At 66.1% G+C, this 13,734-nt stretch carries 14 protein-coding genes and 1 pseudogene; 8 read left to right on the forward strand and 7 right to left on the reverse strand.

The annotated features are described in order from the left end of the window. Positions 1-216: 216 nt before the first annotated feature. Entirely contained in the window at positions 217-2,688 is a 2,472-nt protein-coding gene (locus FBZ89_RS30030) for a PAS domain-containing sensor histidine kinase (RefSeq protein ID WP_145754724.1), read from the forward strand. A 68-nt stretch (positions 2,689-2,756) separates the two neighbouring features. On the opposite strand, the gene grpE is transcribed toward FBZ89_RS30030, so the two are convergent. Together grpE and hrcA are read right to left on the reverse strand one after the other, a co-directional pair. Next, positions 2,757-3,329 carry a nucleotide exchange factor GrpE gene (gene grpE / locus FBZ89_RS30035; RefSeq protein ID WP_040844812.1) on the reverse strand — a complete coding sequence of 191 codons (573 nt, stop codon included), beginning with the start codon at positions 3,327-3,329 and terminating at the stop codon, positions 2,757-2,759. 172 nt (positions 3,330-3,501) lie between these two features. Continuing rightward, positions 3,502-4,536 carry a heat-inducible transcriptional repressor HrcA gene (gene hrcA / locus FBZ89_RS30040; RefSeq protein ID WP_004272342.1) on the reverse strand — a complete coding sequence of 345 codons (1,035 nt, stop codon included), beginning with the start codon at positions 4,534-4,536 and terminating at the stop codon, positions 3,502-3,504. Between the two features lie 174 nt (positions 4,537-4,710). On the opposite strand from hrcA, the gene rph reads away from it, so the two are divergent. From rph to FBZ89_RS30075, 6 genes are all read left to right on the forward strand, one after another. Continuing rightward, positions 4,711-5,430, forward strand: a complete 720-nt coding sequence (gene rph / locus FBZ89_RS30045) for a ribonuclease PH (RefSeq protein ID WP_145754726.1) — start codon at positions 4,711-4,713, stop codon at positions 5,428-5,430. A gap of 157 nt (positions 5,431-5,587) precedes the next feature. Continuing rightward, entirely contained in the window at positions 5,588-6,187 is a 600-nt protein-coding gene (rdgB, locus tag FBZ89_RS30050; protein ID WP_145754727.1) for an RdgB/HAM1 family non-canonical purine NTP pyrophosphatase, read from the forward strand. Then, positions 6,175-7,407, forward strand: a complete 1,233-nt coding sequence (hemW, locus tag FBZ89_RS30055; protein WP_145754729.1) for a radical SAM family heme chaperone HemW — start codon at positions 6,175-6,177, stop codon at positions 7,405-7,407. The genes rdgB and hemW overlap by 13 nt, the downstream gene beginning before the upstream one ends. A 464-nt stretch (positions 7,408-7,871) precedes the next feature. After that, positions 7,872-8,639: a hypothetical protein gene (locus FBZ89_RS30065; protein ID WP_145754732.1), complete on the forward strand. Its 768-nt coding sequence runs from the start codon at positions 7,872-7,874 to the stop codon at positions 8,637-8,639. A 97-nt stretch (positions 8,640-8,736) separates the two neighbouring features. Next, positions 8,737-8,961 carry a type II toxin-antitoxin system Phd/YefM family antitoxin gene (locus tag FBZ89_RS30070; RefSeq protein WP_145754734.1) on the forward strand — a complete coding sequence of 75 codons (225 nt, stop codon included), beginning with the start codon at positions 8,737-8,739 and terminating at the stop codon, positions 8,959-8,961. Next, complete coding sequence (locus tag FBZ89_RS30075) at positions 8,961-9,338, forward strand: type II toxin-antitoxin system VapC family toxin (RefSeq protein WP_145754736.1); 378 nt, start codon at positions 8,961-8,963, stop codon at positions 9,336-9,338. Before FBZ89_RS30070 ends, FBZ89_RS30075 begins: the two co-directional genes overlap by 1 nt. Here the strand turns inward: FBZ89_RS30075 and FBZ89_RS30080 are convergent. From FBZ89_RS30080 to FBZ89_RS30095, 4 genes and pseudogenes are all read right to left on the reverse strand, one after another. Beyond that, a complete protein-coding gene (locus tag FBZ89_RS30080) occupies positions 9,335-9,910 on the reverse strand; it encodes a cysteine hydrolase family protein (RefSeq protein ID WP_145754737.1) in 576 nt (191 codons plus the stop codon). The two genes, FBZ89_RS30075 and FBZ89_RS30080, sit on opposite strands and share 4 nt — an antisense overlap. Further along, a complete protein-coding gene (locus FBZ89_RS30085; RefSeq protein WP_145754739.1) occupies positions 9,900-10,154 on the reverse strand; it encodes a DUF2442 domain-containing protein in 255 nt (84 codons plus the stop codon). The genes FBZ89_RS30080 and FBZ89_RS30085 overlap by 11 nt, the downstream gene beginning before the upstream one ends. Next, entirely contained in the window at positions 10,138-10,380 is a 243-nt protein-coding gene (locus FBZ89_RS30090) for a DUF4160 domain-containing protein (protein ID WP_145754741.1), read from the reverse strand. The genes FBZ89_RS30085 and FBZ89_RS30090 overlap by 17 nt, the downstream gene beginning before the upstream one ends. A 66-nt stretch (positions 10,381-10,446) precedes the next feature. Further along, a pseudogene (locus FBZ89_RS30095) lies at positions 10,447-11,340 on the reverse strand (YifB family Mg chelatase-like AAA ATPase); the annotation flags it as partial. Positions 11,341-11,382: 42 nt separating this feature from the next. On the opposite strand from FBZ89_RS30095, the gene FBZ89_RS30100 reads away from it, so the two are divergent. Beyond that, positions 11,383-13,044: a recombinase family protein gene (locus FBZ89_RS30100; RefSeq protein WP_145754744.1), complete on the forward strand. Its 1,662-nt coding sequence runs from the start codon at positions 11,383-11,385 to the stop codon at positions 13,042-13,044. Between the two features lie 451 nt (positions 13,045-13,495). On the opposite strand, the gene FBZ89_RS31290 is transcribed toward FBZ89_RS30100, so the two are convergent. Next, positions 13,496-13,734, reverse strand: a 239-nt coding sequence (locus FBZ89_RS31290; protein WP_211115419.1) for a hypothetical protein, incomplete at its 5' end; no start/stop codon positions are given.

A 13,734-nucleotide genomic window follows, 5' to 3' on the forward strand; every position in this document is an offset into this window, starting at 1 on the left:
CAACGCCTAAACCACGCTTCATGAACCGCCGTATACGGAACCGTACGTACGGTGGTGTGGGAGGGGGGAGGTGTGAACCTTCCCCCTACCCGATCTGCCGGCGGCAGGGGAACGCCCCGGAAGGATGCTTTGTTCGGTGACACAACGGTTTGCTGCAAAAACGTAGCCTTCCGTTGGCTTGGCACCCACCCCGTCATTAACTAAGATTCGCGCGTCATGCCGAAGAACGCCACCGCCCTGCCTCTAGCGCTGACTGTCGCCGCCCTGGCCGCGCCTGGGATCCCGTGCCTGCGCCTGGGATTTCCCGACCTGCCGCTGCCCCTGGTGCTGGCGGGGTCGGCTGCCAGCCTGGTGGTGGTGGGCGTCTGCCTGACGCGCCTTACCCGCCAGCGCGCCCGGGTCGAGGCCCAGGCGGTGCGGGCTGACGCCTTGCTGGCCGGCTGCCCCGATGAATGGGTGGCCTGGCAGGACGGCCGCGTCATCGACGCCAGCGCCAGTGCCGGCGCCTGGCTGGGCATCCCCGACCCGCAGCCTGGCGGTCGCCCGGATGAGATCGCGCGGGCCTTCACCACCCCGGATGACGAGGCGCTGCGCCAGGCGTTGCGCGCTCTGGACACCGGTGGCATCCCCTTCACCCGCCAGCTGACCTGCCATCAGGGCCGCCGCAGCCTGTTGGTGATCGGCCGCCGGGTGGTGCCGCCCGTGACCCCCGGCGATGGCGGCGATCCGCCGGCGGCGATCAATGTGCTGTGGCTGCGCGACGTCACCGCGACCACGGCGGACGCCAAGGCCCAGGAGCGGCGCCGCCAAGTGGCGGAGGAAGGCTTGGCACAGTTCCGTGCCGCCCTGAACCTGCTGCCCTTCCCCCTGTGGATGCGGCGTGCCGACGGGGCGCTGGCGTGGTGCAACCAAGCCTACGGCACGGCGGTCGGCGTGCCGCCGGAGGATGTGGTGGCGCAGGGCGTGGAGCTGGTCACCGGTCCCGGCGCCGGCCAGTCGTTGGCCGCCCGCGCCCTATCGGGCGGGGAGCCGGCCTCGGAAAGCCGTCATGTCATCGTCGCCGGCCAGCGCCAGTTGCTGCGCCTGACGGAAACGCCGCTGGAGATGCCGCTGGAGGGGGGCGCCGCCCTGCTGGGCCACGCGCTGGATACCACCCGCGAGCAGGAACTATCGTCGGAGCTGGAGCGTCACATCGCTGCCCATGCCGACGTGCTGGAGCACCTGGGTTCCGCCATCGCCATCTATGGCGCGGACAGCAAGCTGAAGTTCCATAACCGCTCCTACGCCCGGCTGTGGGGCCTGGACGAGAGCTGGCTGGAGACCGAGCCCAGCTATGGCGAGGTGCTGGAGGATTTGCGCAGCCGCCGGCGCCTGCAGGAGGAGGTGGACTTCCCCCGGTGGAAGCGGGCCCAGATGGCCCTGTTCACCAACCTGACGGAACCGCGTGAGGACCTGGTCCATCTTCCGGATGGCACCACCCTGCGCACCATCGCCGTGCCCCATCCCTTCGGCGGCCTGATGTTTGTGCTGGAGGATGTGACCAACGCGCTGGCCCTGGAATCGTCCTACAACACCCTGATGGCCGTGCAGCAGGAGACGCTGGACAATTTGGCGGAAGGTGTCGCCGTGTTCGGCGGCGACGGCCGGCTGAAGCTATGGAACCCCTCCTTCGCCCGCATCTGGCGGCTGAAGGGATCGGACCTGAACGGCGAGCCGCACATCACCCAGGTGATCGACAAGCTGCAACCCCTGCTGGACCACGACGGCGACTGGCCGGCCCGTCGGCGCACCATGATCGCCGACCTCTTGGAACGGTCCAGCTACGCCGGCCGGCTGGAACGCACCGACCGGTCCATCGTCGATGTGTCCAACGTGCCGCTGCCCGATGGCGCCGTGCTGATCAGCGTGCTGGACATCACCGACAGCGTGCGGGTGGAAGAGGCCCTGCGCGCCAGCAATGAGGCGCTGGCGACCGCCGACCGCCTGAAGTCGGAATTCATCGCCAATGTCTCCTACCAGCTGCGCACGCCCCTGAACGCCATCATGGGCTTCGCCGAAATCCTCAATAACCAGTATTTCGGCGCCCTCAATGAACGCCAGGCGGACTACACCAAGGGCGTCCTGGAGGCCAGCCGCCGCCTGCTGGCCCTGATCAACGACATCCTGGATCTGGCCACCATCGAGGCCGGCTTCATGACCCTGGACCGCTCCCCCGTGGATGTCGGCCAGCTGCTGGAGGCGGTGTCGGGCCTGACCCTGGATTGGGCGCGCAAGCAGGACGTGACCCTGTTGGTGCAGGTGCCCCCCGACATCGGCAACCTCGACGCCGATGAGCGCCGGCTGAAGCAGGCGCTGTACAACCTGGTCAGCAACGCCGTGAAGTTCACGCCGCCGGGCGGCCAGGTCACCCTGTCGGCCAGGCGCCAGATGGGGGAGGGGGCCCCGGAAATGGTGCTGTCGGTCAGCGACACCGGCATCGGCATTCCTGCCGCCGACCGCCAGCGCGTGTTCAACAAGTTCGAGCGCGGCGAAGTGCAGAACCATCCCGCCGGCGCCGGCCTGGGCCTGTCACTGGTGAAAAGCTTCGTTGAGCTGCACGGCGGCCATGTGGAGATCAGCGACAGCGACCAGGGCACGCTGATCCAATGCCATTTGCCATTACGGCAGAATGCCGTAATGGCGGTTTAGGTTGGTTCGCCCTCAGGTGCCGGGCGCGGCTGGACGGCCGCGCCCGGCGCTTGAGGGGGCGTTAAAAACTACGCGCTGGTGTCGACCTTCGCCGAGTTTGGGCCGGCCTTGGCGACGCAGACCATGGCCTCGCGCAGCAGGCGGCCCTGGATGGTGTAGCCGGGCTGCAGGATGGTGACGACGGTGCCGGCGGGCTTGTCCGTGCCGTCGACCTCGGCCACCACCTGGTGGAAGTTGGGGTCGAAGGGCTGGCCCATGGGCTCCAGCTTCACGATGCCGGCGCGGTCGAAGGCGGCGATCAGCTGGCGTTCCGTCGCCTCCACGCCGGTCAGCAGGGTGTTGACCTGCTCGCTGCCGGCGCGGGTTTCGGCCGGGACGGCCTCGATGGCGCGGCGCAGGTTGTCGGCCACGGCCAGCAGTTCCTTGGCGAAGCCTGACACGGCGTACTTGGCGGTGTCCTCACGCTCCTTCTGGGCGCGGCGGCGGGTGTTCTCCGCCTCGGCCATGCTGCGCAGCAGCTGGTCCTTCAGGGACGCGACCTCGGCTTCCAGCGTGGCGACGGCGTCCGAGGATGCCGGCGCTTGCTGCTGCGGGGCGGCGTCGGTTTCGGGGGCGGTGGTCGTCTCGTTGCTATCGGTCATCTTAGCGGCAGTCTCTACAAGGGTGCGGAACAACGGCGGCGCGACACCGCCGGAACGGGCAGAAGATAGGCATCCCGCGCCCGCGACGCCAGAGGCGATGCGGGGATCCGGTCAGGAATAAAGCGGGGATGGGCCGAATTGTTCGGCCGGTGGTCGAACCGATCCACCCGGTCTACCCGATCATCCGGCTGATGACCTTGGCGGTGTAGTCGACCATGGGGATGATGCGGGCGTAGTTGATGCGCGTGGGCCCGATGACGCCGATGGCGCCGACGATCTGGTCCTTGCCGTTGGTGTAGGGCGAGACGATCAGGGAACAGCCGGCATGGCTGAACAGGTTGTTCTCCGCCCCGATGAAGATCTGCACGCCCTCCGCCTGGCCGGTGGCCTCCAGCAGCCGCATCATGGCGTCGCGGGTTTCCAGCGCCTCGAACAGGCTGCGGATGCGCTCCAGGTCCGACAGGGCGCTGACGTCGTCCAGCAGCTTGGCCTGGCCGCGCACGATCAGCACGCCGCTGCTGCGGCTGCCGGCCCAGGTGGCCATGCCGGTATCCACCACCCGGCGGGTCAGTTCGTCCAGCTGGGTGCGCTGTTCCTCCGCCTCGGCCTGCAGGCGGGTGCGGGCCTCGGCCAGGGTGCGGCCCACCACGCGGGCGTTGAGGTAGTTGCTGGCCATCTGCAGGACGGAGGAGGGGATGCCCATGGGCACCTCCACCACCCGGTTCTCCACCAGGCCGTCCTCCGTCACCAGCACCACCAGGGCGCGGCCCGGTTGCAGGTTCACGAACTCGATATGCTTCAGCGGCCGGTCGGTCTTGGGCGCCATGACCAGCCCGGCGCAGGACGACAGGCCCGACAGCATGGTCGTCGCCTCCTCCAGCGCCTCGGGCAGGGACCGGCCGGAGGCGGCGCACTGGGCGTCGATGCTTTCCCGCTCGTCATCCGACAGGTCGCCCACCTCCAGCAGGCCGTTGACGAACAGGCGCAGGCCCACGTCCGTCGGCACGCGCCCGGCGGAGGTGTGCGGCGCCTTCAACAGGCCCAGCTCCTCCAGGTCCGCCATGACGTTGCGGATGGTGGCGGGCGACAGCGCGATGCCCAGGCGGCGCGACAGGGTGCGGCTGCCCACAGGCTCCCCCGTTTCGACATAGGCTTCCACGATCTGGCGGAAGATGTCGCGGGAACGCTGGTTCAGCTCGGTGATCATGCCTGGGGGCGGGGCCTGATGGACGGGGGAGGATGCCCATAAATCTAATGACGGACGGCGGTGTTATCAATCATCGCCGGGGCCGCCCGCCACATCCGGGGTGGACAGGGGCGTGGTTCCGTCGCTAGGTAGGGCCTCGCAAACACCCATGACAGATTACGGGACCGCCCCGCCATGACCCGCCCCTCCGGCCGCGCCGCCGACCAGCTCCGCGCCGTCTCGCTCGAGACCGGCTTTGCCAAGTACGCCGAAGGCTCCTGCCTCGTGCGCTTCGGCGACACCCACGTGCTGTGCACGGCCAGTGTCGAGGAAAAGGTGCCGCCCTTCCTGCGCGGCCAGGGCCTGGGCTGGGTGACGGCGGAATACGGCATGCTGCCCCGCGCCACCCACAGCCGCACGGATCGCGAGGCCGCCAAGGGCAAGCAGTCCGGCCGTACCCAGGAAATCCAGCGCCTGATCGGCCGCGCGCTGCGCGCCGTCACCGACCGCAAGGCCATGGGCGAAATCCAGGTGAAGATCGACTGCGACGTGCTGCAGGCCGACGGCGGCACCCGCACCGCCGCCATCACCGGCAGCTACGTCGCCCTGCACCAGGCCTTCACCCACCTGATGCGCATCGGCGTATGCAAGCAGATCCCGCTGATCGACAGCGTGGCCGCCATCTCCTGCGGCATCTACAACGGGCAGGCCGTGCTGGACCTGGACTATGCCGAGGACAGCAACGCCCAGGCCGACGCCAACTTCGTCCTGACCGGTTCCGGCGGCATCGTGGAAATCCAGGGCACGGCCGAGGAGCGCCCCTTCGACGAGGCGCAGTTCAACGAGCTGCTGCGCCTGGCCCGCCACGGCATCGGCCAGCTGACCGCCCTGCAGAAGACCGCCCTGGGCCTCTGAACCTGCCAACCCTATATGGACACGGCGGGGCTTGGAGTATCCAAGCCCCTAGCCTGCGACCGCGGGCGCCGGAGATTTCCGGGGAGCGTAGCGGACTGGAAATCGAGGACAAGCCAAGCGGCCGGATGGCCGCGCCCGGCGCCTGAGGGAACGGACCATGACCACCAGACAATTCACTGGCGACACCCTGATCATCGCCACCCATAACAAGGGCAAGGTGAAGGAGATCGCGGCCCTGCTGGGCGACCACGTCGCCCATTTCCCCACGGCGGGGGAACTGGGCCTGCCCGAGCCGGAGGAGACCGGCCTGACCTTCCGCGAGAACGCGGAGCTGAAGGCCCTGGCGGCGGCCAAGGCAGCGGGCAAGCCGGCGCTGGCGGACGACAGTGGCATGGCGGTGGCGGCCCTGGACGGCGCGCCGGGCATCTATTCCGCCCGCTGGGCCGGGCCGGAGAAGGACTTCGCGGCCGCCATGGCCCGGGTGGAACGTGAACTGCCCCCCGGCGCGCCGCGCGACGCCAGCTTCATCTGCGCCCTCACCATCGCCTGGCCGGACGGCCATGTGGAGACGGTGCAGGGCGAGGTGCACGGCCAGCTGGTCAACCCGCCGCGTGGCGGCCGGGGCTTCGGCTACGACCCCATGTTCGTTCAGGACGGCTACACCGTGACCTATGGCGAGATGGAACCGCACGAGAAGCACGCCATCAGCCACCGGGCCCAGGCCTTCCGCCAGCTGGTGGAGCGATGCTTCCGCTGACTATCCCCGACGCCGGCCCCGAGGCCGGCCCCGAGGCCAACACCGGCGCCGGCGCCGGTGTTGGCGGCTTCGGCCTTTACGTGCACTGGCCGTTCTGCGCCAGCAAATGCCCCTATTGCGACTTCAACAGCCATGTCCGCGAGGGCGTGGACCAGGCCCGCTGGCGCGCGGCGATGCTGCGGGAGATGGATCATTTCGCCGCCCGTGTGCCAGCGGGGCGCCGCCTCAGCAGCGTCTTCTTCGGCGGCGGCACGCCCTCGCTCATGCCGCCGGAAACGGTGGCCGCCATCCTGGAGCGCGCCGACCAGCACTGGGGTATCACCGATGGCGTCGAGGTGACGCTGGAGGCCAACCCCACCTCGTCCGAGGCGGCGCGCTTCGCCGGCTTCCGCGCCGCCGGCGTCAACCGCCTGTCCATGGGCATCCAGGCGCTGAACGACGCCGACCTCGCGGTGCTGGGTCGCAAGCATTCCGCTGGCGAGGCGATGGCCGCGATCGCCATGGCCAAGGGCATCTTCGATCGTTTCAGCTTCGATCTGATCTATGCGCGCCCTGGCCAGACGGTGACGGCGTGGCAGGATGATCTGTCCCGGGCGCTGGACATGGCGGTGGGCCATTTGTCGCTGTACCAGTTGACCATCGAGGAAGGCACCCAGTTCCACACCCTGCACCAGCGCGGCGACCTGGTGGTGCCGGACGAGGATTTGGCGGGGGATCTCTATGAGGCGACTCAGGTTCTGCTGAACCAGGCCGGCATGCCGGCCTATGAGGTGTCCAACCACGCCCGCCCCGGCCAGGAAAGCCGGCACAACCTGGTCTATTGGCGCTATGGCGACTATGTCGGCATCGGCCCCGGCGCCCACGGCCGCCTGACGCTTGGGAAGTCAGGGGGGAACGGCGACAAGATCGCCACCCGCACCCACCGCGCGCCGGAAATCTGGCTGCAGCGGGTGGAAGAGGGCGGCACCGGCGCCCATGCCGACGAGACGGTGACGCCCGAGCAGCGCGGCCGTGAGGCCCTGATGATGGGCCTGCGCCTGGCCGAGGGCGTCAGCCTGTCGCGCCTGACGGCCGAGGCCGGCGGTGTGAACCCCGTGGACATGGGCGCGGTGGACCGCCTGTCCCGCCACGGTCTGCTAACCCTGGACGACGATCGCCTGGTCGCCACCCCCGATGGGCGCCAGCGCCTGAACGGCGTGCTGGCGGCGTTGCTGGGGTAGGGATCCGGCCCTGCCTCGATCTTACCGTTTTCCTAGGTAAAGCTTCCCCAATAGCAAGCAAAAGGGGAATGGAAATTTCGAACCGGGTCGCCTTGGTCATGCTGTCAGGCGCGCTTATGGTCAGCGGCTGTGCGCACCATGACGAATTCCACCTCCGCAACGCGAAAACGGGCCAGACGGTCACCTGCCGCAGCGGCGGCTATAGGTTTGAGGAAGGAGAGGCTCAGTTTCGCATCGCCGACCAGTGCATGCGAGCCTGCGCCCGCTACGGCTTTTGGCCATACGGAGCCCATCCCTATGGCGGCGTCACTCCCCGGACGCCGGACGATGATGTTCGCCCTTTCATTCCCAAGGAATGCCTGCCTTAAGGCTGCGTCATTCCGCGCCATCGGCTGAGCTTGAGCCATCAGCCGGCGGGTGCAATGCTTAAGTGTATTCGGCCCTTTACGGTCAGGCCATTCCCCATGCGCGCTTCGTTCCGCCTGCCTGCCGCCACCGTGCGCCAGGTCCTTTGCTGTGCCCTGGTCGTTGGGGCGGCATTCGCCCTGGGGCCGGCCGCGGCCGCCGATATCCCCTTCGTCGGTTGCCCCGCCGATGGCCAGATGGGGCCGCAGGCCGCCCCGAAGAAGGGCGCCGTCCCGTCCCTGCCCCCCGCGCTTGCCGCCAAGGCGGCGGGGCGTTTGGCCTATTATGCGGCAGCGAAGGAGGCCGGGGGCATCGGCAGCTTCGCGCCCAAGGGCTGGCACTGCTTCGCGCTCTACGGCTCCAACGGCTCCCAACTGCTGGTGACGGCCAATGCCTTGGCCAGTCCCGACCTGATCAAGGCGGCCCAGCATATTGAGGGCCCGGCCCTGCAGTTGGCCTGGCTGGAGGGTGACACATCGGGCCGGTTCGAGGTCGCCAAGATCTCCGCCCGCCTGTTCCCAGTCGCCAAGGATTACGTCCAAGGCGTGATCGACGAAGGGCTGTCGGACAAGTCGGATGTCATCTGGGGGCCCTATCCGACGGACACCGTCGTGCGCCGCAGCCCCACCTCGGTGGATTTCGTGACGCCAGCCGGACGGAAGGGCATCGGCACGGACAGCCATCTCAACCCAGGTCCCCTGCCTGTCATCGGCAGCGCTGTGCTGTTTCCGGATGACGATATGGCGTTGCGCGAGTTGGTCATGCGCCTGCCGCCCGAGATGGCGGACCTGGGGCCCGTCATCCAGGCGGCGTTCCGGCCGGAGTAACGAAGCGACCAGGAACTATGACCATCATGGTCATTTTTCTTGAGCGTGCCGGGCTTCTCGTCCCATAATGGGATGGTGACTTGGCCGGAGGCGTTCCATGAGTACCCAGGTTTCCGTGGCCCAGGCCAAGGCGGAATTCGCGGCGCTGGTGTCCCGTGCCGAGGCGGGGGAGGAGATCATCGTCACCCGCAACGGCAAGCCGGTGGTCCGGCTGTCGGCATTGACGACGGCGCCGGTCGCGTATGGCGATCTGGCCGGTCTGCGGATCGCGGACGACCTTTCCTTGCCCGATGACGTCGTAGATGACTTCCTGGCGCGCTGATGGCCAAGGCGCTGCTGCTCGATACCCATATCTTCTTGTGGGTGCGCGCCGACCCCGCCCGGCTTACGGAACGGGAGCGTGGCCTTATCGACAGGGCGCCGCGCCGGCTGGTCAGCGCCGTCAGCTTCTGGGAAATCGCCCTGCTGGTCAGCTTGGGACGGATTGCTGATGACCCCCGGCTGTTCACCCTGCCGGACGGCATCGACCTGTTGCCGGTCTCGCCGGTCCACTGCCGGGAATTGGTGGATTTGCCGCCCCTGCACCGCGACCCTTTCGACCGCATGCTCATCGCCCAGGCCCGGGTAGAGGGCCTGTCGCTGCTGACACGGGACGCGAAGATCATCGGCTATGGCCCGGCCGGCGCCAGCCTGGCTTAGCCGGGAAGGGCGGCCAGCACCGTCTCCGTCGTTGCCACCGTGGCATACTCACCGTCCATGTTGGCCAGCGACAGGGCGTGCACGTCCTCGGCACTCCACACCCGTCCCCGGCCGTCACGCTTGGCGAAGGTGCAGGTGGCGTCGCTGACCAGGGTGGTGGCGTAGCCCAGGTTGCCGGCCATGCGCACCGTGGCCTCCACCGAGTTGTTGGTGATGACGCCGGCCACCACCAGGGCGGTGATGCCCCGCCCGCGCAGCAGGTCGTCCAGCCCGGTGCCGATGAAGGCGCTGTTGCTGCGCTTGGCCACCACAACCTCCCCAGCCGCCGGCATCGCCTCCTCCTTGAAGGCGTGGCCGGGCGCGCCGGGACGGTAGGTGGAATTGGGCTCCACCGAATCGTGCCGCACATGGATGACCGGGTACCCGGCGCCACGCCAGGCGGCCAGCAGCCGGGCGACGTTGGCCTCCGCCTCCGGATTGTTGCGCGGCCCCACGGCCGCCCAGCGTGGGTCGTCGATGGCGCGTTGCAGATCGATGAGCAGCAGGGCGGGTGGGTGTGTTTCAGGCGGCATTGGGGGCAGGATGGGTCATATCGCCCCGGCCCTCCAGCAGGCCGGCGACGGAGATGTCTTCGTCCAGGTCGTCCCAGTGCAAGCCTCGACCGGTGGCGCCGATGCGGTACCGTTGTCGCTGTTCCGGCGTCGCCCGCAGCAAGCGGGGGAACCAGGCCAGGGGCACGCCGATGGTGCGCCCGTCGTCTAGGTCTACCCACAAGGTGTGCTCATCAAAGCGCAGCGTCTTAGCGGAAATGCTCATTCCACGCCCTTTCGATCTCTTGCCGCCGGGCCTCCACGATGCGTACCAGATCGGCCTGTGTTGACCGGCTGAAGCCGACGCAGTCGGCCACGTGCACTTCGGGGAACAGCCACAGCTTGGCCTCGCCACCGTCCCGCTCGACATGGATATGGACCGGTTCACGCGGGCTGGCTTCGTTGGAAAAGAAATAGAACCTGAAGCCATTCCAACGAAACACGGTTGGCATAAGGTTAACTCTCCAACAATTCGTTGGACACAAAATATATCACAGGGAAACCAGCCCCCACTGTGGTCACCGCACCACCACCCGGCGGTAACTCAGCGCCTCGGCGATGTGGACGCGGCGCACGGTGTCGCTGCCCTCCATATCGGCCAGGGTGCGGGCCACGCGCAGGACGCGGTGATAGCCGCGGGCGGACAGGCGCAGGCGGTCGGCGGCTTCGGTCAGCAGGGCGCGGCCGGTGGCCTCGGGGGCGGCCACCTTTTCCAGCAGCTCGCCATCGGCTTCGGCATTGGTGCGGATGGTGGGGTGGCCCGGCTTCACCAGGGCGGCGTAGCGCGCCGCCTGGATGCCGCGCGCGCGGGCCACGCGGGCGGCGACGACGGCGCTGGTCTCGCGCGGCGGCGGCAACGACAGGTCCGCCGCCTTCACCGCCGGCACGTCGACATGCAGGTCGATGCGGTCGAACAGCGGGCCGGAAATCTTGGACTGGTAGTCGGCGGCGCATTTGGGCGCGCGGCCGCAGGCCTGGGCCGGGTCGTCCAGATGGCCGCAGCGGCAGGGGTTCATGGCGGCCACCAGCTGCACGCGGGCCGGGTAGGTGACATGGCCGTTGGCCCGCGCCACCGTGGCCCGTCCTGTCTCCAGCGGCTGGCGCAGCGCCTCCAGCGTGGGGCGCGCGAACTCCGGCAGTTCGTCCAGGAACAGCACGCCCTGGTGGGCCAGGCTGATTTCCCCCGGCTTGGCCCGGACGCCGCCGCCCACCAGGGCCGGCAGGCTGGCGCTGTGGTGCGGGTCGCGGAAGGGGCGCCGGCGCATCAGCCGCCCACCCTCCAGCTTGCCGGCCACGGAATGGATCATGGACAGGTCCAGCGCCTCCGCCGGTTCCAGGGGCGGCAGCAACCCCGGCAGACGGGCGGCCAGCATGGACTTGCCCGACCCCGGCGGCCCGACCATCAGAGATATATAACCTATTAGACCCTCCCAAACTATGGTAAGCGCTGCTCTATGAAAAGAATCGCCTATTCCTACATTCGCTTCTCCACGCCAGAACAGCTCAAGGGCGATAGTCTGCGCCGACAGTTGGAGGCTTCTCAAAAATATGCTGATGAGCATGGGCTGGAAATCGACAAGTCGTTGACATTACGCGATCTCGGGTTGTCTGCGTTCGACAGCAGCAATCTTGAGCGAGGGGCGCTGGGAACCTTTCTTGCAGCGGTACGTTCCGGCAAGGTCAAAAGTGGATCGTTCCTCCTGGTGGAGAGTCTAGATCGCTTATCACGAGCCGGGGTCATCAAAGCGCTTCCCATCTTCATGGAAATGATTGGAGCCGGAATTACCATCGTCACGATGGTTGATGGCATGGAGTACAGTGAGCAATCGGTCCAGCAGAACTGGACGCAGCTCATCATGAGCCTGACGGTCATGGCGCGGGCACATGAGGAAAGTGCGACCAAATCGAAACGTCTTGCGGCTGTTTGGGCGGAGAAGAAGCGCAACGCTTCCAACGAAGTGGTGACCTCCCAGGTCCCAGCGTGGCTTTCAGTAATGGGTGGCGAGATCGTATTGGACTCCGCCAAGGCAGAGACTATCCGCGAAATTTTTAGGCTGATTCGGAATGGTTATGGTTTGAACATTTTGGAACGGAAGCTCAACAGTGAGCGGGTGCCACTCGTCAGTAGCCGTGCAACCCAATGGTACAGGTCTTACCTTATTAAACTCGTGCATAACAGGGCGCTCATCGGGGAATACCAGCCGATGGTCGGCAAAGGGCGATCGCGGCGGCCCAGTGGGGATGTGATTAGGGGCTACTATCCAGCAGTCCTCAGCGACGAGGAATTCTTTGCGGCCCAGAAGGCCATCGAAGATCGGACAAGGAAGGGCGGGCGCAAGGGCCACGGGCTTGCCAACATCTTCAGCGGTTTGTGCAAATGCGGGTACTGCGGCGGCCTCATGCGATATGTCAACAAAGGTGCGGCCACAAAATGGCAGTACCTGGTGTGCTCCAATGCCAAATCCGGGGTGAGTTGTAGGTATGTGCTATGGCGCTATGATGAGATCGAAAATGTGATGCTCCAAAGTCTGGCTAACCTGGACATCGCTGCCATCTTAAAGGACGATTCTGCGCAGCGCGCGCGCGATGCCTTGGAAGCTGAAGGAGCCAAGCTCTCGAATGTGAGACGTGCGATCCGCAATCTTATCGCCATCGCCGAAGGGGCAGATGACATTGCGGACCTTCAGATCCGCCTCTCGGAGTTGATGGAGGAAGAGAAAGGACTCCGAATGAAAGTGCGTGAACTGGAAGGCCTATCGGCTTCTCCCGAGCTGGGACGAAAGCACTTTGAGCAGTTCCGTAAACTTCGAGATACGCTGGATCAAGCGACGGGTGACGAATTGACGGAACTCCGCCTGCGGATCAGCCACGAATTAAAACGTTTCATACAGAGGATCGAATTTTATCCCGATGGCGATGATGCATGGACGTATGACATGCATCTGATTGGGATTCGTCCCGGCCGCGAAAATCGATTTGCCGCCGTGATTTTTAAAACGGGCGATGGTCGCATCTTGATGCCAAATGGGCGAGGTGTGCTTTGGCGAGGGCCAAAGACGCAGGAGGGGGTGCAAAGGGCAAAACTTCCTCCGTGGGAAAGGAGGAAAAAGGAGTGATGTAAGGCTGTTATAGATGCCGCATCACACCAGGAGGTCGCTGGTCCTACCGGCATTGTGAGTCTATAGATCTTATAGCAGACAGACTGATTGTGACCAGCGGACCTCAGATGGAGATTGGTGACCTTGAGTCTGGCGTCTGCTGAGGCCTACGGCCTTAACGGACAACCAAAAGCCAGAGCGCGGCTAAGGAGAGCCCGCCGGGGCCATCTATTTCCTTCTTCATATCGGCAAGCGTTGCTAGAAGATGGAACATGGGATCGCGGATGGTGTTTCCGTCAAATTCCCCCAGGCGCCTGCCTCGACCGTCGCGGATGACTTTTCCCTCAAATTGCCCAATCTTGTGTCCGTGGGCGTCACGGACGTACCTGCCGTCCAACTCGGCCAACTTTATGCCAGCGCGATTTCGCAAACTGCGGCCATCAAATCTATAGTTCGGCATATTCCGAACTTACTCTGCAAGGCTCGTTGATGATACCCATGCGTAAATCCCATTCTGTGCCTTAATCAGGGATAGGTTATACGCACCCACCCTTGTTTCGTGATCGAACGTTACCCGCATGGTCTCTGGAATCTTGTAGCAGGTGTTCCCAACGTACCCCTCCGCCGAGGGCCGCCTTCCATTGGTGATGTTGTTCGCCGAATCTGGAAGGAGGTCTGGCTTGTGAGGGTGGGAAGTGTCCACGAATG

This window comes from Nitrospirillum amazonense (genome assembly GCF_007828045.1).
GTDB classification, from domain to species: domain Bacteria; phylum Pseudomonadota; class Alphaproteobacteria; order Azospirillales; family Azospirillaceae; genus Nitrospirillum; species Nitrospirillum amazonense_C.